The sequence below is a fragment of the Siccibacter turicensis LMG 23730 genome, from assembly GCF_000463155.2.
Lineage (GTDB): Bacteria > Pseudomonadota > Gammaproteobacteria > Enterobacterales > Enterobacteriaceae > Siccibacter > Siccibacter turicensis.
This window is the reverse complement of the sequence record NZ_AWFZ01000050.1, coordinates 314,871-333,357: the sequence shown is the minus strand read 5'-3', so window position 1 is coordinate 333,357 and position 18,487 is coordinate 314,871. Positions and strand designations below refer to the sequence as shown.

General features: G+C 55.1%; 20 protein-coding genes and 1 tRNA gene. 12 read left to right on the top strand and 9 right to left on the bottom strand.

Annotated features, from left to right (window positions below; all coding sequences use genetic code 11):
- Positions 1–73 precede the first annotated feature (73 nt).
- From DW58_RS17475 to DW58_RS17435, 9 genes are read left to right on the top strand one after another with little or no spacing between them, the layout of a single operon-like run.
- Complete coding sequence (locus DW58_RS17475) at positions 74–2,590, top strand: fimbria/pilus outer membrane usher protein (protein ID WP_081706627.1); 2,517 nt, start codon at positions 74–76, stop codon at positions 2,588–2,590.
- A gap of 40 nt (positions 2,591–2,630) precedes the next feature.
- Positions 2,631–3,371, top strand: a complete 741-nt coding sequence (locus DW58_RS17470) for a fimbrial biogenesis chaperone (RefSeq protein ID WP_024547670.1) — start codon at positions 2,631–2,633, stop codon at positions 3,369–3,371.
- A 17-nt stretch (positions 3,372–3,388) separates the two neighbouring features.
- On the top strand, positions 3,389–3,994 hold the full coding sequence (locus tag DW58_RS17465) for a fimbrial protein (RefSeq protein WP_024547671.1): 606 nt from the start codon (positions 3,389–3,391) through the stop codon (positions 3,992–3,994).
- A complete protein-coding gene (locus DW58_RS17460; RefSeq protein WP_024547672.1) occupies positions 3,991–4,503 on the top strand; it encodes a fimbrial protein in 513 nt (170 codons plus the stop codon). The genes DW58_RS17465 and DW58_RS17460 overlap by 4 nt, the downstream gene beginning before the upstream one ends.
- A gap of 9 nt (positions 4,504–4,512) precedes the next feature.
- Complete coding sequence (locus DW58_RS17455) at positions 4,513–5,322, top strand: fimbrial biogenesis chaperone (RefSeq protein ID WP_024547673.1); 810 nt, start codon at positions 4,513–4,515, stop codon at positions 5,320–5,322.
- Positions 5,323–5,356: 34 nt separating this feature from the next.
- Positions 5,357–5,863 carry a fimbrial protein gene (locus tag DW58_RS17450; RefSeq protein WP_024547674.1) on the top strand — a complete coding sequence of 169 codons (507 nt, stop codon included), beginning with the start codon at positions 5,357–5,359 and terminating at the stop codon, positions 5,861–5,863.
- Between the two features lie 12 nt (positions 5,864–5,875).
- Positions 5,876–6,373 (top strand): fimbrial protein, encoded by a 498-nt coding sequence (locus DW58_RS17445; protein ID WP_024547675.1) that lies wholly within the window; start codon positions 5,876–5,878, stop codon positions 6,371–6,373.
- Between the two features lie 12 nt (positions 6,374–6,385).
- Positions 6,386–6,865: a fimbrial protein gene (locus DW58_RS17440; RefSeq protein WP_024547676.1), complete on the top strand. Its 480-nt coding sequence runs from the start codon at positions 6,386–6,388 to the stop codon at positions 6,863–6,865.
- Positions 6,865–7,404, top strand: coding sequence for a fimbrial protein (locus tag DW58_RS17435; RefSeq protein WP_024547677.1), 540 nt, complete (start codon positions 6,865–6,867; stop codon positions 7,402–7,404). The genes DW58_RS17440 and DW58_RS17435 overlap by 1 nt, the downstream gene beginning before the upstream one ends.
- Before the next feature lie 131 nt (positions 7,405–7,535).
- Here the strand turns inward: DW58_RS17435 and DW58_RS17430 are convergent, their stop codons facing one another.
- Both DW58_RS17430 and DW58_RS17425 read right to left on the bottom strand, forming a co-directional pair.
- Entirely contained in the window at positions 7,536–8,063 is a 528-nt protein-coding gene (locus DW58_RS17430) for a GNAT family N-acetyltransferase (RefSeq protein WP_029696496.1), read from the bottom strand.
- A gap of 3 nt (positions 8,064–8,066) precedes the next feature.
- On the bottom strand, positions 8,067–8,336 hold the full coding sequence (locus DW58_RS17425) for a type II toxin-antitoxin system TacA family antitoxin (RefSeq protein WP_024547679.1): 270 nt from the start codon (positions 8,334–8,336) through the stop codon (positions 8,067–8,069).
- 436 nt (positions 8,337–8,772) lie between these two features.
- Here DW58_RS17425 and DW58_RS17420 point away from each other — a divergent pair, with 436 nt between their 5' ends.
- Entirely contained in the window at positions 8,773–9,234 is a 462-nt protein-coding gene (locus DW58_RS17420; protein WP_024547680.1) for a hypothetical protein, read from the top strand.
- Positions 9,235–9,339: 105 nt separating this feature from the next.
- Here DW58_RS17420 and DW58_RS17415 read toward each other — a convergent pair.
- From DW58_RS17415 to aspA, 7 genes are all read right to left on the bottom strand, one after another.
- A tRNA-Phe gene (locus DW58_RS17415) sits at positions 9,340–9,415 on the bottom strand.
- 117 nt (positions 9,416–9,532) lie between these two features.
- On the bottom strand, positions 9,533–11,569 hold the full coding sequence (locus DW58_RS17410; RefSeq protein WP_024547681.1) for a DUF1176 domain-containing protein: 2,037 nt from the start codon (positions 11,567–11,569) through the stop codon (positions 9,533–9,535).
- Positions 11,570–11,648: 79 nt separating this feature from the next.
- Positions 11,649–12,224 carry a transcriptional regulator gene (locus DW58_RS17405; protein ID WP_024547682.1) on the bottom strand — a complete coding sequence of 192 codons (576 nt, stop codon included), beginning with the start codon at positions 12,222–12,224 and terminating at the stop codon, positions 11,649–11,651.
- Between the two features lie 49 nt (positions 12,225–12,273).
- Positions 12,274–13,980 (bottom strand): protein-disulfide reductase DsbD, encoded by a 1,707-nt coding sequence (locus DW58_RS17400; RefSeq protein WP_024547683.1) that lies wholly within the window; start codon positions 13,978–13,980, stop codon positions 12,274–12,276.
- Positions 13,956–14,279 carry a divalent cation tolerance protein CutA gene (gene cutA / locus DW58_RS17395; protein WP_024547684.1) on the bottom strand — a complete coding sequence of 108 codons (324 nt, stop codon included), beginning with the start codon at positions 14,277–14,279 and terminating at the stop codon, positions 13,956–13,958. The genes DW58_RS17400 and cutA overlap by 25 nt, the downstream gene beginning before the upstream one ends.
- Positions 14,280–14,385: 106 nt before the next feature.
- Positions 14,386–15,687, bottom strand: coding sequence for an anaerobic C4-dicarboxylate transporter (locus DW58_RS17390; RefSeq protein ID WP_024547685.1), 1,302 nt, complete (start codon positions 15,685–15,687; stop codon positions 14,386–14,388).
- A gap of 119 nt (positions 15,688–15,806) precedes the next feature.
- Complete coding sequence (gene aspA / locus DW58_RS17385) at positions 15,807–17,243, bottom strand: aspartate ammonia-lyase (protein ID WP_024547686.1); 1,437 nt, start codon at positions 17,241–17,243, stop codon at positions 15,807–15,809.
- A 337-nt stretch (positions 17,244–17,580) separates the two neighbouring features.
- Here aspA and DW58_RS17380 point away from each other — a divergent pair, with 337 nt between their 5' ends.
- Both DW58_RS17380 and DW58_RS17375 read left to right on the top strand, forming a co-directional pair.
- On the top strand, positions 17,581–18,057 hold the full coding sequence (locus DW58_RS17380; RefSeq protein ID WP_024547687.1) for an FxsA family protein: 477 nt from the start codon (positions 17,581–17,583) through the stop codon (positions 18,055–18,057).
- A gap of 128 nt (positions 18,058–18,185) precedes the next feature.
- Entirely contained in the window at positions 18,186–18,479 is a 294-nt protein-coding gene (locus tag DW58_RS17375) for a co-chaperone GroES (RefSeq protein WP_008453772.1), read from the top strand.
- Positions 18,480–18,487: the final 8 nt, after the last annotated feature.

Sequence of the window (18,487 nt, the reverse complement as noted above, 5' to 3'; positions counted from 1 at the left end):
TATTTAACAAAGCAGGCTGACTATTGATTATGTCCTTAAAGCAGTAGCCAAATATTATCTGGGATACAGCGTCATGAGTTCGAAAAACTCTTATTTTGCACGTCGACATCGTTTGTCGGTATATATTCTTATGGCATTGCTTGGCATACAAATGCCAGTATATGCCGTCGAGTTTAATACCGACATTATGGATGCCGAAGATAAAGAGAATATCGATCTGTCGCGTTTTTCCGAGGCGGGATTTGTTATGCCCGGCACTTATAATCTGAGCGTTAAGGTTAATGAACACGCCGTAAAAGATAGTGATATTGCGTTCTATGAACGGCCAGAAAAAACCGGGGAGAATGGAGACAAAGTTCCCGTTGAGGCCTGTTTGACAGCAGAGAGCGTTGCGCTACTGGGGCTTACCGACGCCGCCCAGGACAAGCTGGCGTGGTGGCATGATGGTCAGTGCGCGGATTTCAGCGCGCTCGACGGCATGACGGTACGCGGCGATTTATCGGACATTTCATTGTTAATCAGCCTGCCGCAGAGCTGGATGGAGTATCAGGACGCTTCCTGGCTGCCGCCGTCGCGCTGGGAGGACGGTATTCCCGGCTTGCTGTTCGACTATAACCTCAACAGCAACGTGACCCAGCCGAGCAGCGGGCATCAGTCCCAGAGCGTGAGCGGCAGCGGTACCGCCGGCGCAAATATCGGACCGTGGCGTCTGCGCGGCGACTGGCAGTCTAATTATGCCCACACCACCGGCGTGGGCGGCAGCAGCCAGCATAACTTTGACTGGAGCCGCCTGTATGCCTACCGCACGCTGCGCGATATGAAGGCGCGACTGACGCTGGGGGAAGACTATCTCACCTCTGATCTGTTCGATAGCTGGCGTTTTACCGGTTTGTCGGTGGTCAGCGATGACCGTATGCTGCCGCCAAAGCTGCGCGGGTACGCGCCGGAAGTGACAGGTATTGCCCGCACCAACGCTAAAGTGACAGTCAGCCAGCAGGGGCGAGTGATCTACCAGACTACGGTCGCCTCCGGCCCGTTCCGCATTCAGGACATCAGCGATGCGGTCAGCGGGCGTCTCGACGTGCGCGTGGAGGAACAAGACGGTAGCGTACAGACCTTCCAGGTGGATACCGCGTCGGTGCCGTATCTGACGCGCCCCGGCCAGCTGCGTTACAAACTGGCGGCCGGTCGTCCGAGCAACTATCAGCATCATATGCAGGGGCCGAATTTTACCACCGGTGAGTTTTCCTGGGGGGTATCCAACGCCTGGTCGCTGTATGGCGGCGGGATTGCTGCCGGGCGCTATAACGCCCTGTCGGTGGGTATTGGTCGCGATCTGTTTGCCCTTGGCGCCCTGTCGGCGGACGTCACCCAGTCGGTGGCGAAGGTGGACAACCAGACACTACAGGGCAAATCCTGGCGTCTGAGCTACTCCAAACGCTTCGATGATTACAACAGTGAGGTGACGTTCGCCGGGTACCGTTTCTCGGAGCAGGATTATCTGTCGATGGGTGAATACCTGGACGCCCGCTATCACGGCGGCGTTATCGGACACGATAAAGAGTTGTACACCGTCACCGCGAACAAATCTTTCCCGGAATGGCGGATGTCAGCGTACTTAAGCTGGAGCCACCAGACCTACTGGGACCGCAAGGATAATGACCGCTACAGCCTTTCGGTGAGCCAGTATTTCGATGTCGGTAACTTCCGTAACCTGTCAGCGACCCTCAGTGCTACGCGCAGCGAATACTATGGACGTCGGGATGACTCAGCTTATCTGTCCTTCAGTATGCCGTTTGGCAATGGTTCAGCAAGCTACAACGGCAACTGGGATAACGGGCGTTACTCCCAGACCGCGGGCTGGTATCAACGCCTGGATGACGGCGACAGCTACCGCCTCCAGGCTGGGACGCGCAGCGGCAACGGCGAGGGGTTAGCGACGCAAGCCAGCGGGTACTACACCCACCGCGGCGACTACGCCGATATGTCTGGCAACCTTTACTGGACCCAGAACGGTTACACCTCCGCCGGGCTGTCACTCTCGGGCGGGCTAACCGCCACCACCAAAGGCGCGGCGCTACATCCGGGCGGCGGGCGTGGCGGTACCCGAATGTTGATCAGCACTGACGGTGTTGGCGATGTTCCCGTCGACCGCAACCAGCACACCAACAGCTTTGGGATTGCCGTGGTGCCGGACTTTGCCAGCTACTACCGCAGCACCACTGCGATCGATGTCAACAAGCTGCCGGACGACATTGAGGCCGCCGGTTCACCGGTTGCTGAAGCCGTGCTCACCGAGGGGGCTATCGGTTTCCGCCGCTTCGACGTACTGAAAGGGGCAAAAGTGGTCGCGGTGCTGAATATGGCTGACGGCAGTCACCCGCCGTTCGGGGCCAGCGTGCGCAACGGCAAAGATCGTGAAGTGGGCATCGTTAGCGACGGCGGGCTGTCTTGGCTCAGTGGGATTAATCCGGGCGAAACCCTGACGGTAAAAACCAGCGGCGAACCATTCTGCCAGGTGGTGATACCCAATAATATTTCCGTGGCGCGGCTGTTATTACCCTGCACACCGGCAAGTGGTGCGCTGTAAAGAGTATCACTGTAAGGGAACGTCGCGGCCATTCATTATGATGAGAGAGTTAACCATGTCATTACCTCTGAAACTGCTGCTGCTGGCCAGCGTATTATCCGCCAGCACATCGTCCTGGGCCGCAATTGCTCTTGACCGTACCCGGGCTATATTCCCCGGCAATGAAAAAAGCATTTCATTAACGGTTACAAACGAGAATAAACAGAAGCCCTATCTGGCTCAGGCATGGCTTGAAGACAAAGACGGGAAAAAGATCAGCTCGCCGTTCATGGTTACGCCGCCGGTACAGCGCGTGGAACCGGGCAAGAAAAGTATGGTACGTATTAATGCTCTGCCAGACACCGCGTCGTTACCACAGGACCGTGAGAGCGTGTACTGGTTTAGCGTGCGGGAAGTACCACCGAAAAGCGATCGCGCAAACGTATTACAGGTCGCGCTTCAGACGCGTATTAAGCTGTTTTACCGCCCGGCGGCAATTATGCCAGAGCGTTTTACGCGCTGGGACGATCAGTTAATTCTGCATCGCGTCAGCGGCGGCTTCAGAATTGAAAACCCGACGCCCTATTACATGACGGTAATATCCATTTCCGGTGCCGCGAAAAAAATCGATCACGATTTTAAACCGGTAATGATTCCACCGAAATCGAGTGCCACGGTGAAAACTATTTCTACTTCGACGCCGTATGTCACCACAATTAATGATTTCGGCGGCAAGCCGACGCTGGAATACCGCTGTAGCGGGGATATCTGCAAAAGCATTTTACCGGCCAGCAAAGCGTAATTAACCCGGGAGGGGGCATGAACTATCGCAGACGAGGTTATTTTCCAGTAACCACGCTGGTGCTGTGGATCCTGGCTGCCGGTGTGCTGGCGGCGGGGGCTGACGGTGACAACTGGAACGTGGAAGGAATGAACGGTGGGCTGCTGGTGCGTGCTGCGCTGTATAACTCCCCGTGCCACTTGTCCACGGATTCCGCTGAGCAGGAAATTGTAATGAACGCGGTGCCGCAGTTTCGTCTTCACCAACCCGGCGACCGCTCGCAGCCGATCGCTGTGCACCTGACGCTGGAAGACTGCATGCTGGATAGTAGCGTCCGTAGTCCTGAACATGGCAACAACGTAACGCTTATCCCAATGCAACCCGTGGTGTTTATGAACGTTATCGGTGAGGAAGACCCGAGCGATCATCGCTTGTTCCGGGTTCATGGCGACGCCCAGGGCGTAGGTCTCCACCTGGAAGATTCTGCGCACCGTAGGCTAATTCCCGGCGAACGTTCCTGGCCGCAGATCCTGATGCCGGGCCGCAACGATCTGATGTTGCTGGCGCAGCTAAGTCGCACCGCAGAACCGCTGGTACTGGGCAGCTACCGGGCAGTGATCAACATCGGGCTGGAGTACGAATGATGAACGGTAACATCCGTGTGGCGCTCGGGCTTGCCACTGTCATAGTCAGCCTGGGCGGGTTGGCTGATACCAACGTGGAATACAGCGGCACGCTGATTGCCGATCCGTGTGTGGTCGATACCGGGTCGGAAGATCAGACGGTGGATTTCGGCACCGTGGTGAAGAAAACCTTTAGCAATCACACCCGCTCTATCGCCGAGCCGTTTCGAATCCGGCTTATCGAGTGCGACCTGACGGCGGGTAACAACGTGGCGGTGACCTTCAATGGGACCGAAGCGAATGACCAGCCGGGAGCCTTTGCGGTGACTGGCGATGCGCAGGGCGTTGCGATTGCGCTCGAAGATAGTGACGGTAATGCCGTGGAACCGGCGAAGACGATGAAACCTGTTCCCCTTACCGGGGAGGAAACCATCCTCAATTACCGCGCTTTTGTACAAAGCAGTGACTATTCAAACGTCCGGGAAGGTGCCTTTGAATCCGTCGTGAGCTTTACGCTGGAATATGATTAAGAGGCTGATATGAAAACAATTTACTTCGGGCTGCTGACCGTCTTACTGGCTGCCAGCGCCTGCTCCACGGCGGGAGCAGCATTAACCGTTGATCGCTCGCGGCTGATCATGAATGAGAGCGATAAATCGGTAAGCATCAATGTAACAAACCGTAATGAACGTGAACCTTATCTGGCTCAGGGCTGGATGGAAGATGAAAAAGAACAAAAGCTTAGCGGCCCGTTGATGGTATTACCACCGGTTCAGCGCGTGGAAGCAGGGGCTAAAACCCTGATGCGCATCCAGCCACTACCGGAAATTTCGAGTTTGCCCAAAGATCGGGAAAGCGTGTTCTATTTTAACCTGCGCGAAATTCCACCAAAATCGACTAAACCGAATGTGTTGGTTCTGGCTATGCAGACCCGATTGAAAGTGTTCTGGCGGCCGGATTCGTTAAAGGTTGATGCAAACGCTGATACGGTACCCGGAACTCAAACCCTTTCACTTACCAGGCAGGACAATCAGTACATTATTAATAACCCGACGCCCTATCATTTCTCATTTGTTGAAATACGCAAATCTTTGACAGGTCAGGGGCTGGATAATTTTGAAGCAGTGATGGTTGCACCTAAAAGCACGGCGGCTATTAAGACACCTGTCTCTGAAGTGGGTAATGCACCCGTATTAATGTTCGTTAACGACTATGGAAGTCAGCGCCTGCTGTCTTTTACCTGCGCGGGCATGCTTTGCAAAGCTGGAAAAATTATCTCACCGCCTGAGAATAGCCAAACTCGTGTTATTGATGAGCCTCAATCCCTGAACGAGATAAAGGATAAATAACACATTAGTGAATACCTGAATAAGGAACACAGCGATGACTTACCGTGCCAGGCTTTCAAGTCTTGTGGGTATTATCCTTCTTATTTTTTTTAACGCAGAATCTTTGGCTGTTTCAGATGGCGATACCAGCACTGTCTATATCACCGGTACGCTGGTTGATGCTCCGCAATGCATCGTGAATAGTAATAATGTCATCGATGTAGATTTTGGTAATGATATACTCACTACTCAGGTGAACGGGATAAACTATAAAAAAGAGCTCAATTATTATCTGATCTGCACTAATCCGGCACAACAGGGGATGAAAATGACCATTTCCGGCACGCCCGCGACGTTTAATTCGATGTTGATAAAAACATCAAATGCTGGGCTGGGTATATTGCTTTACAATGGAAATAATCCGATTACCCCAGGCGCGGCAATAGCATTTAATTATACTGCCCCACCTGTGCTTTATGCAGTACCTGTCGCGCAAAATAATACTTCCTTGAGCACCGGCCCGTTTACCAGTACTGCCACGATGATTATTGCTTACCAATAAAAAAGGGGAAAAATGAAAGCCATTATTTTTTTTAGGATAAAAATGATAGGTACAGTGATATTGCTGTGTATGATCTCACGCGTGGCTTTAGCCGATGCCATCATCACGTTTCATGGAACGCTGATCAGCGCGCCGCAATGTGTAATTAACACCAATGATATGATAGATGTTGATTTTGGCAACGATATCATTACCAGTCAGGTTGATGGTGTTAACTATAAAAAGCAGATCGAATATACGCTTTACTGTGTATCGCCCGCAAAGCAAGGACTAACGCTAGCCATAAGTGGCACGACTGCGTCATTTAATGCTGGCTTGCTCAAAACCAGTAAAACAGATTTGGGTATTCGACTGTTTGACGGTAGCACAATATTGCTCCCGGGGGCGCAGGTTAAATTCAATTATGGTTCTGAACCACTGCTTTATGCTGTGCCAGTTGCGCAAGATAATACCACTCTTACCGCCGGGCCTTTTACAGGGACAGCAACGATGGTTATCGCTTATCAGTAAGGAACTAGCATTATGATCGCACGATACTTATTACCGCTCGTGCTGGTTATGCCGTTTAGCATGCTGGTGCTCGCTGATGCGGATGTCAGCTTTCATGGCATGTTGATTGAAGCACCGCCCTGCACCGTGAATGATAATGAACTGATCACCGTTCATTTTGGTGATGATGTGATGACTACGCGCGTGGATGGGATAAATTATAAAAAACCCGTCATCTTTACCGTTGATTGTTCCAGTGCAGTTTCTAACTTGCAGGCTGTACGCATCTCTGGTGCCGCTACTGCTTTCGATCCGGATGCGCTGGCAAGCAATCAAGCGAACTTCGGTATAGCCTTTTATCATGGCGAAACGCGTATGGGGCTGGATGAAAAAATTAATTTCAAGTGGCCAGCGCTTCCTGAAATCTATGCGGTACCCGTAAGACAAAAAGAAACTACTTTAAAAGGCGGCGCTTTTCGTATTCTTGCCTCTCTGGTTGTGGAGTATCAATAATGAAAAAGCAGCCTGAACATAATCTGTTGATCGAGTTTTTAGGGCTATTTGTTGTTTTACTGATGGTTCTTATAGGTTTCAGCTTCGTAGAAAGTAGTCAGGCAGCAGATGATTTGAATCTGGAGCTGACAGGAACGCTGATAGAACCACCCGCATGCACGATTAATGGGGGTAACACCATTTATATCTCTTTTGGGGATAAGGTCAGCATAAAGAAAGTACCTGACGGTATTTACCGCCAGCCCGTAGAATTAGATATCGAGTGCGAAGAAAGTAATCAGGCATGGTCAATGACCCTATCCTATATGGGAAATAAAGCCGCTTTCGATCCCATGCTCTCTACCGTTACATCTGACCAACAAGCAGATTTTGGCGTTCAATTATTAATGGATGACGTTCCTATGATGATGAATGCCCGATGGCCAGTAAATGCGGAAAATTTACCCAGACTTGAGGCGGTACTGGTACAGAAGGCAGGTGCAGAATTGAAAGAAGGTCCTTTTACAGCAAGAGCGATATTGCGTCTGGAATATGAATAGTCAGTCATCAGGCATCAAGAGTTTAACAAGGTAATATGTACCGTGCTGGTTAATGCGCTGAAAATTTGAATGAGAAGAGTAATTCAAGGGCTGCGGTTTAATACTTTACTCTCGCTTATCTCTGAATTACTCTATTTTCCTGCAACAAACAGCGCTTCCATTGCGGTCACCGGATAAAATACCACGCAGCTGTTGTCGCCGCTGAGCGGAATAAACCCGAGGCTCAGGTAGAAATCACGCACTTTCTCATTTAGCGCATCAACAAACATGCCGTGGACCCCCACCGTCAGCGAGGCCTGGTAAACCACTTTCATTGCGTGGCTGACCAGCGTCGATCCCCAGCCCTCTCCTTGCAGGTGATGATCTATGGCCAGGCGCCCGAGCGTGACGGCAGGAACATTGCGGTACGGCGCGCGTTTTTTCTGTGTTCTGGAGGGGAGGTGTGCTTTCTCAAAACTACTTCCGGAGAGGGTGTAAAACCCGCATACCCTGGCGGCCTCATCGCGTGTGCGCAAAATGTAAGCCCGGAAAAATCTGCTGTCGTGCTGCCGTTTCAGATGTTCGGTCAGAAAAGTGTTTAACGTCGCGTCACCGCAATCAAAGGCGGTGGTGTCGTAGCAAACATCATCCCTCAGGATCTCAATTGTCAGACCGGGCATGGCTTACTCCAGATCCTTAAGACGTCTGGCAGCACGCTTCAGTTTTGCGACAGGGATCGGAGGATTGCTGATGGCATCCATTACCTGCTCCCACGATGCATCGTTAAGCACGATGCGCCGATGCTGTTCGATGACTTCCGCGGCCCGTTCCGAGGCACTGTTAAGCATAAACTGGGTGACGGTCTGGTTGGTCATCGCTGCGGCCTCTTCAATCATGCTTTTATCCTCCATGCTAAGCCTCAGATCGATTCGCTGGGTCTTTTGAGCAGGCATAGTAAGGCGTCTCCGATGGCGATTTTGTACGGTAATTTTCCGTACAAATGGTACGCCTGCTGCGCTCGGTATTCAATCTTAAAAACCGGAAAGCAGAAAGGGTTTTTGCAGGGTTTTGCGAGGCGGTTTCCTGATTCGCATCTTGCCTCGCTTTCGGGCGCGACGTCGCTTGCCGCCAGTAACGGTTAGCGCTATTGTGCGCTCGCACCTGCAAAATCAGGTGCCGGGATTAGCCTCCTGAAGTATTGTTACAGGCGACACAAGCTATCTTTGTGTCGTGCGCACGGCCGCATCTCAATGGCGGACCGGGCGAGGGCGTCGAAAGACGCGCCGGTTCCCTGTAACGCCGGTAAGGCTAACCTCGTCCGGTTCCGCCACCACATGAGATTAGCCTCTCAGGTGGCGGGAATTTATCCCGTTACAGGAGGCTGCCACTATGGCTACGACCCTCACCCCGACTCATCCGTTACTCACCGTACCTTTCAGTGCGACCACGGATTTCACTCTCCTTGCCGACCACTGCGAGCAGTTTGTCGAAACCCTGATGGAGAGCGACGATCCGACATTAAAAATGGCGCTTTGCGGCAGGCTCTATGCATGCCTGTCGGTGCTGGAACCAACGTTACTCGATCCGGTACCTGCGCACCTGGTAGACAGCCTGACGGTGGAGTCGCTTCCCGTTCGCACCCCGCGTTTCGATCCGGACTGCACCCAGCTATGCCGCTACTGCCTCACGTTGACGCATCTGCTGGCAGGGCAGGCGTTATCCCCGGAGATGGAAACACAGCTGAGCGGATTGCTGTACGACCTGATCAACTATTTCACTGCAGAAATGAAAGCCCCGCGCTGGGTGCGCACCGCGGATGGCATGAAGTGTATTGAGGATGATGCAGCGTAACGCTGGCTGGTGAACATTGTGAGAGCGGGGCATTGAAAGCCGTAGGGTAGAGTGTCCGTACGCCAGAAAGCAAAAACCCAGCCATAGGCTGGGTTCTTTAAAGAGTGGTGCCCGGACTCGGAATCGAACCAAGGACACGGGGATTTTCAATCCCCTGCTCTACCGACTGAGCTATCCGGGCAACGGGGCGAATTAAACCTTAATCCGTGAGTGGCGTCAACGAGGTTTTCCCCATCCACGGTTTGTTTGCTCAACATTGCGGCAATTCAGGCGTAATTGTCCTCAAAATGCACAATATTTACTCCTCTGACGCGTCGCTGGCATACGCTTTCCATCCCGCTTCCATGCCCGTTATGCGACGTGTACCGGATAAGGTAAATCCCTCTGGCGCTTTGTTGTCCTGACGAGGTGAATCGAAGGTCAGGAAACCTTCTATGCCGCTCTCAGATGAGTAGTCATACAGGTAAATCAGTGTGCCAACATAGCACGAGCCGTTGTGCCAGGCGGGCAGCATGGCAACCTGTTCAGCATAGGTTACCGGACGGCCAGCGGAATAGAAGATTAACGCGTCAGCGGGGGTACCGGGCGGGACCGGGCAGACCGGGGTATCTGCCGCACGGAGCGGTTTGTCATGATTAAGCGACTGCTGGACACGCTCCAGTTCGGCCATCAGGTCGTTCTGTTCGTCTGGTGTCAGCGTTGAAGGCGCATCATCGCCGGATGAGAGACGCAGGTCGTAGTGATAACGCACCGTTACCGCTGGCGCATGCGTGGTGTCAGTGAAGGGGCGCAGTAGCCAGAACGTGTCTGAGCCAAATACGCCGTCGCGCACCAGGGCATAGATCTGGCCGTTTATCTCCAGCCATTGCCCTTCCTGGTCGGCACCGCGTCCGGCAGTAGAGAACAGCACGCCGGACATTGGCCACATGTCGTGGTTGGCGTTAAACCGCGAATCGACAACGGAGAACTGGTTGCCATCGTTTCTGCGCACTCCGGTGTAATCATAAAGGCTGGTACCTCCCTCATAACTGTGAACGATGAGATCGCGCTTGCCGTCGTTATCCAGATCTACCAGCGTAAAACTGATGTTTTCGGCTGAACTATCTACCACGATTTTCGAGTTAACGAACGCCTGCCACTCGGCGTCACTTATCGCGGCTGACGGTTTGCGGTCGGGTGCGTCGGGGTTAAGCGTAAAGTCAGTCTGCAGGGCTTTTACCGGGAAGCGTTGCGCCAGCGCCCTGACCGTACCTTCAGCCTGAAGCGTCTCCAGTGCGGCGTGCAGGATTTTCAGCGCCGCCTTGTCGACATCAACATCCGCTTTCTTGCGTAAGACGCTGACCTGCGTCGGCAGGATCCAGACGCCACCGGCGGCCATGCCGCGACACATGCCTGAGGTAATCGCCTTACTTCTGACGAAGCGTTCGCCATCCCAGTGACGGCTTTCAGCGGAAAAGCAGTCGCCCATGCCGCGCCCTTTGTGCGAGGAGAATATGAATCCGTCAGTAAAGTCGCTGGCATCGCTGGTGACAAACCGCGGGGGCGCGCTGAGCGTATTGTCGGTGAACCAGACGGCAAAACTTTCGTTATAGGCGCCGCGCCAGCACAGCGTAGTGAGCGTGACATGCTTGTCATCGATCGGCGTTTTCATCCACGGCTGCCGCTGTTCCTCCTGCACAAGATCGCACTCCGCGGCGAATTTTTCCCGCAGCTGCGGCTCAACCTTCGCCAGTTCGGCAGGCGTCAGGGCGACCGATTTCGCGTTCGCCAGGGTGGGATAGCTGACCACCAGAGGCAGGGGGCGGGGCAGTAATACCGTATCGTTGCTGCGTTTTCCCGGCCGTATCAGAGCGCTCCGGGTATCGATGCGCTGTTGAAAATCGTCCATCTTCAGCAGTACGGCGTCTGAGCCTGCGGAGGAGAGCGCCAGACGGCGCGTGTTGCTGCCAAATTCAATCCGGCCACTCTGGCGCAGGGCCTGAAGGAGCGCATCACGTTGGGTGGAGGTGAGTTGCAGATAACCGGTTCTTCCGGACTCCAGTTCACCACGGGAAGTGCCATCAATGAACAGCGAGGTGGGCGTGAGTGAGTCGGGGTCGTCAATCTCATCGGCAAAGACTGCCTGAGCGATGATTTCCGCATGCGGTCCGGCGTGACGTGTCAGTAATACGCTGACTTCACCCTCGTTGACCCCGTACCCCGCCGCACGGCAGGTACCGGTGTTATCGCAGGCGATTTCCCAGTCGTTATGCTGAAACTGAATGCCCACGAGCGGGGCAGCGTGAAGCGAAGCGCTGAACAAAAGTCCCAGCAAGGCCTTCGGCAGGATACGCATATAAAGTCCTTTTTATGAATAAAATCGGACGGAGTATATGCGTATCAGGGGTATAACTATACTGCCAGAGTCGGCAGGGTCAGGTCAGCGCCCCGCCTTTGCGGCACTGGGCGAAACGCAGAATATCTTCTGCCAGCTGACGGGCGGTATCGACATCCGTCTGGCTGCGATTGACCAGCATCCTGCTCAGGCAGCCCTCCAGCACCAGCTCCATCTGCTTTGCCACCATCGCCGGGTCATCCACTTCCAGCTCGCTCAGCAGCTGGTGGCTGAACGCAAACGCATCGCGCTTCTGCTGGTCGGCCAGCTGATGAATCGGATGCTCGGGGTCGGGGAAAAAGGTGCAGGCGGCAATAAACAGGCAGCCGGGATAGCGGTTACGGGTGACGCACTCGGTAAGCGCCTGATAGCGCGCCAGCAGCTTTTGCTCGTGCGTTTGTGTCTCGTCATGCAGCAGGGTACGACGCCAGGCATCCACCTGCTGGCTGAGATGACGCAGGGCGTCATAGAGCAGCGCTTCACTGTCAGGCCAGAAGCGCTGCAGCGCCTCCAGCGGATAGTCGACGCGTGCCGCTACCATATCCAGTGTCGTGCTGGAGAGTCCTTGTTGTTCAAGGAGTTGCAGAGCCTGGTCCAGAACTGCTTCGCGTTCCACAGACTGTTCCTCCATCTTATCAGGTCGTGTATTCCACATAGAGTGTCGTTTACCGTTCACGTTTCTGCAAATGACGGGTAAACGCCTCCGCGTCGGTAAAACCGGTCACGCGCTGGTCCGGTTGCTCCTGCCCGTGGGCATCGAAGAACAAAATGGTCGGCAGGCCCAGCACGCGCAGGTGGGTTAGCAGCGCACGATCCGCCGCGTTGTTGGCCGTGACGTCCGCCTGCAGCAGCACGGTGTCGCGCAGCTCACGCTGCACATTCGGATCGCTGAAGGTGTACTTCTCGAACTCTTTGCAGGCAACGCACCAGTCGGCGTAGAGATCGAGCATCACCGGCTTGCCTTTGGCCGCCGCCAGCGCAGCGTTCAGCTGGTCGACGCTGGCGATGCGGGTGAAGGCCAGCGCGGCGTGGTTCTGGGTGGGGGCGGTGCCGAAGGCCCAGTCCTGAAGCGGGCGGGCGGCGATCACCGCGGCGGCAAGCAGCAGGATCTGCACCACGCGCAGCCAGGCGCGGGTTGCGCTCAGGCTGGCGATAAACGCCCAGGCGGCAAACGCGACGCCAAGCGCCGACCACATCCGCATCCCCCAGGGTTCGCCCACCACGCGCTCCAGCAGGAAGACCGGCAGGGCGAGGATGATAAAGCCAAAGGCGACTTTGACTTTTTCCATCCACGGCCCGCTTTTGGGCAGCAGGCGGTTACCGAATACCGTCACCAGTATCAGCGGTAGCCCCATGCCGAGGGCATACAGATAGAGCGTCCCGCCGCCGAGCCAAAGATTACCGCTCTGGGCGATGTAGAGCAGGATGGCGCTCAGCGGGGCGGTGGTGCAGGGGGAGCAGATCAGTCCGGCAATCGCGCCCATCGCGAATACGCCTCCCGGCGAGCCGCCGCGCTGGCGGTTGCTCATCAGCGCCAGCCGGGTCTGAAGCGCGGACGGGAGCTGAAGCGTGAACAGGCCAAACATCGACAGCGCCAGCAGCACAAAGACGATCGACAGGCCGATAAGTACGTAAGGGTGCTGGAGCGCGGCCTGAAACTGCAACCCGGCGGCGGCAACCACCAGGCCCAGCGCCGTATAAGTCAGCGCCATGCCCTGCACGTAGACAACGGCCAGCAGCAGCGCCCGGCCGGTGGTGAGACGCTGCTGGCCGCCGAGCACGATGCCGGAGATCAGCGGGTACATCGGCAGAACGCACGGCGTAAAGGCAATGCCAATCCCAATCAGCAACGCCCACAGGGCGGAGAAGGGCAGAGGCGCGGGCGCGTGGTCGCCCTGAACGCGTTCAGAAGGCGCGGGCGGAGCCGGGGGCGTCTCCGCGGCTGGCGCGACCGCGCTGAGCGGCACGATTTTGGTTTCCGGCGGGTAGCAGAACCCGGCGGCAGCACAGCCCTGGTAGGTCACCTTCAGGGACGCTCCGGGCGCGGCGCGGCGGATGTCGATCGGCAGCTGGAGTTGGCGGGTATAGATTTCGCTTTTGCCGTAGAACTCATCTTCATGCGGCGTACCCGGCGGCAGCGCCAGCGGGCCGAGCTCGGCCTGCGCCGGCACGACGCTTATCTGCTTCTGATAAAGATAGTAGCCGTCGTGGATGCGCCAGCTTAGGGTCAGGTCGTGCTCTTGCTGGATAAAATCAAACGTAAATGCCCGATCGGCGGGCAGATACTGGCTTTTGGGCTGGGCGTCAAACAGCCCGGCCAATGCCGGGGTGCTGCATAACAGCAGGATCAGCGTAAGGATGCGTTGAGCCATGAGAGATAGTCACTGTCTCCGTGAAGAACCGACAATACCAGCAGTTCAGGGGTTTGATACGGGTGGAGGTTTTTCAGGCAGCGCAGCAGCGCTTCCTGCCGGGACGTGTCGCTTTTGAGCAGCATCTGCACTTCATACTCCTGCTCCAGCTTTCCTTCCCAGTAGTAGAGCGATGTCGCGCCCGGCAGCAGCGTCACGCAGGCGGCAAGCTTTTCGGCCAGCATTTTAGCGGCCAGCTCCTGGGCTGTGGCTTCATCGGGAGCGGTACAGAGGATTACAACGGCATCAGGCTGGGTCATAGCAACCTCGTAGCGGCGAAAAAAGGCACTATAACATGGGTGGCGCGGCGGGGGAGGAAACGGGCCGTTGCGCCGGCCCGCTTTTTTGTCACCTGCGGTTACTGACTTACAGCAGCACGCTGCCCAGCAGGAAGCCGAAGCAGACGGACAGCACAACGCCCATCGTTCCCGGAATGAAGAACGGATGGTTAAACACGAAGCGTCCGATGCGGGTGGTGCCGGTATCGTCCATCTGCACTGCCGCGACCAGCGTCGGGTAGGTGGGCAGGATAAACAGGCCGGATACCGCCGCGAAGGAGGCGACGGCGGTGAGCGGAGAAACGTTCAGCGCCAGCGCCATCGGCATCAACGCTTTTGCCGTGGCGGCCTGGGAGTAAAGCAGCGCCGAGGCGAAGAAGAAGATTATCGCCAGCAGCCACGGATGGCCCTGAATCACGCTGCCCGCGGTCGCTTTAATCCAGTCGATATTGGCAGAGACAAAGGTATCACCCAGCCAGGCAACGCCGAGGATACAGATACAGGCGCTCATACCGGCTTTGAAGGTGCTGGAGTTGAGGATCGCTTCCGTTTCCACATGGCAGAAAATGGTGGTGAGGGTGGCGACGGTCAGCATGATGATCAGGATTGCGCTGGTGGTGTTCATCAGCGGCGTGGCAACCAGACCCAGGCTCGGGCTGTTGATAATCGCGTAAATCACCACGCAGACAACGCCCAGTAAAAACAGGAACACCGAGGCGTGGGCGCGTGACTTGAGCTCGATTTTCTTGTCGCCGCGCAGGGCAACCAGCCCCTCTTCCAGACGCTTCTGGTATACCGGGTCGTCGGAAAGCTTCGAGTTGAACAGCATCGACGCCAGGAATGACATCACCAGCACGGCCAGCAGCGTGGAGGGGATCACCACCGACAGCAGATGAATGTAGCTGACGCCGTGGTTTTCCATGACCGAGGACATATAGACCACCGCTGCCGAAATCGGTGAGGCGGTGATAGCAATCTGCGCGGCGACAACCGCGGTTGACAGCGGACGGCACGGCTTGATGCCCTGCTCCTTGGCAACTTCGGCAATCACCGGCAGCGTGGCGAGCGAGATGTTGCCTGTCCCGGCGAAGATGGTGAGAAAGTAGGTGACGATGGGGGCAAGGATAGTGATGTATTTAGGGTTCTTACGCAGCAGCTTTTCCGTCTGGTTGACCAGATAGTCAAGCCCACCGGCCACCTGCATGGCAGAGATCGCGGCGATCACCGCCATAATGATGGAAATAACGTCAAAGGGGATATTGCCCGGTTTGACCCCGATTGCGGCAAGCACCAGAACACCGAGACCGCCGGCGAAACCGATACCTATCCCCCCGAGTCTGGCGCCGATATAGATCGCCAACAAAACGATGACGAGTTCAACGACTATCATAAATGCTTCCTTGTGAGTGAGTTAATTAATAGATAACTGAATGTTGTGAATTCGTAGACGCCTGAAACGAAAAAGGCACGTCCGATGGACGTGCCTTTTTTTGCGTTTAACCTGTGCTGTTATTGTTCGCTTTCATCGGTATAACGTTTCGCTTTGTACGCCGGGTGCATCAGATTATGCACTGAGAAGATATCGTCAAGCTCGGCTTCAGAGAGCAGACCACGCTCAAGTACGACTTCGCGCACGCTTTTCCCGGTTTCGGCACAAATTTTCCCGACGATATCGCCGTTGTGGTGGCCGATGAACGGGTTCAGGTAGGTCACAATCCCGATGGAATTGTAGACGTAGCCTTCGCACACGTCTTTGTTCGCCGTGATGCCGTTGACGCATTTTTCCAGCAGGTTATAGCAGGCGTTAGTCAGGATGTGGATGGACTCGAACATCGCCTGACCAATCACCGGCTCCATCACGTTCAGCTGCAGCTGGCCCGCTTCAGACGCCATGGTGACCGTGGTGTCGTTGCCGATCACCTTGAAGCACACCTGGTTTACCACCTCCGGCACCACCGGGTTCACTTTCGCCGGCATGATAGAGGAGCCCGCCTGCAGTTCCGGCAGGTTGATTTCATTCAGGCCGGAGCGCGGGCCGGAGGAGAGCAGACGCAGGTCGTTGCAAATTTTCGACAGCTTCACCGCCAGACGCTTCAGGGAGCTGTGCACCATCACGTAGGCACCGCAGTCGGAGGTTGCTTCGATCAGGTCTTCGGCCGGGACCACCGGCAGATTGCTGACTTCCGCCAGCTTCTGCACCGCCAGCTGCTGGTAGCCGTCCGGCGTATTCAGACGGGTGCCGATCGCGGTTGCGCCGAGGTTAACCTCCAGCAGCAGCTCCGCGGTGCGCAGCAGGTTTTTCGTCTCTTCGTTCAGCAGCACGCTAAACGCGTGGAACTCCTGACCGAGGGTCATCGGCACCGCGTCCTGCAACTGGGTGCGGCCCATCTTCAGAATGGTTTCGAACTCCACCGCTTTACGCTGGAAGCCTTCACCAAGCTGGTTGATCGCATCCATCAGCTTAAGAATCGAGGCGTACACCGCGATGCGGAAGCCGGTCGGGTAGGCGTCGTTCGTGGACTGGCACTTGTTAACGTGGTCGTTCGGGTTGAGATACTGGTACTCGCCTTTCTGGTGGCCCATCAGCTCAAGGCCGATGTTAGCCAGCACCTCGTTGGTATTCATATTCACGGAAGTCCCTGCACCGCCCTGGTAAACGTCTACCGGGAACTGATCCATGCATTTGCCGTTGTTCAGGACTTCATCACATGCTGCGATAATCGCGTTGGCCACCTTCTTCGGAATGGTTTGCAGTTCCTTGTTGGCCAGCGCCGCGGCTTTTTTCACCATCACCATGCCACGGACAAACTCAGGGATGTCGCTGATTTTGCTGTTGCTGATGTAGAAATTCTCAATCGCTCTCAGAGTGTGTACACCGTAGTAGGCATCCGCTGGAACTTCCCTGGTACCCAACAAATCTTCTTCGATACGAATGTTGTTTAACATGTGAACCTTCTTTTTCAAGCTGCCGATGAATACACTAAATACTCAGTATTTATGTGGTTATGCTGGAGTCAGACCGACGATTATTTCCTTAATCGCTCTGATATCCACGATCATATGCTGATGATAGCGAAATGCAGTAATCTGGATCACTTATTATGACAACAATTTCATTACATTTATTAATCTGTGAAATGGCTCACCGCAAAAAACTTTACGCATCGCTTACCCGCAGCCTGGATTGAAATTCGCGTCGCTCGCCTCCATTACCAGTGGATTGCGATTCGCACCTCATTTTCGCCGAGGCCTTGTGGCATCGGCATACAGACAGGAGACGCCAGTGCGCTGGATACCGTTAGTTGCCATATTTCTTTACGTTTATATTGAGATTTCCATCTTCATTCAGGTCGCTCACGTCTTCGGCGTGCTGCTGACGCTGCTGCTGGTCGTATTCACATCCATTATTGGTATGTCGCTGGTGCGCAACCAGGGCTTCAAAAACCTGATGCTGATGCAGCAGAAGATGGAAGCAGGGGAAAGCCCGGCAGAGGAGATGCTCAAAAGCGTCTCGCTGATTATCGCGGGCCTGCTGCTCATCATCCCCGGTTTCTTTACCGACTTCCTCGGCCTGCTGCTGCTGTTGCCGCCGGTGCAAAAACTGCTGACCCTGCGCCTGATGCCGTACCTGCGCTTTAACCGTATGCCCGGCGGCGGTTTCACCGCTGGCGACCGCAATGGCCAAACCATCGACGGCGAATACCAGCGCAAGGATGACGGCCCGAAGCGCCTGGAAGACCAGGATCGCGACGACAGATAAAAAAATTTTAACGCTTCCCCCTTGAAGGGGGAATTTTCTATCCCCATCTCTCAGGTCACCAGCCGATAACCCGTTTGGGCCGGCGTTACCCCACAACTGATACTGACTTTCTCAAAGGAGAGCTATCAATGAGTATTCGTCCGTTACATGATCGTGTCATCGTCAAGCGTAAAGAGGTTGAGTCCAAATCCGCAGGCGGCATCGTGCTGACCGGGAGCGCGGCAGGTAAATCAACCCGTGGCGAAATTATCGCAGTCGGTAAAGGCCGCATCCTTGAGAATGGTAGCGTTCAGCCGCTGGACGTGAAAGTTGGCGACATCGTGATCTTTAACGATGGCTACGGCGTGAAATCCGAGAAGATCGACAATGAAGAAGTGTTGATCATGTCCGAAAGCGACATCCTGGCGATTGTCGAAGCGTAATCCACGCG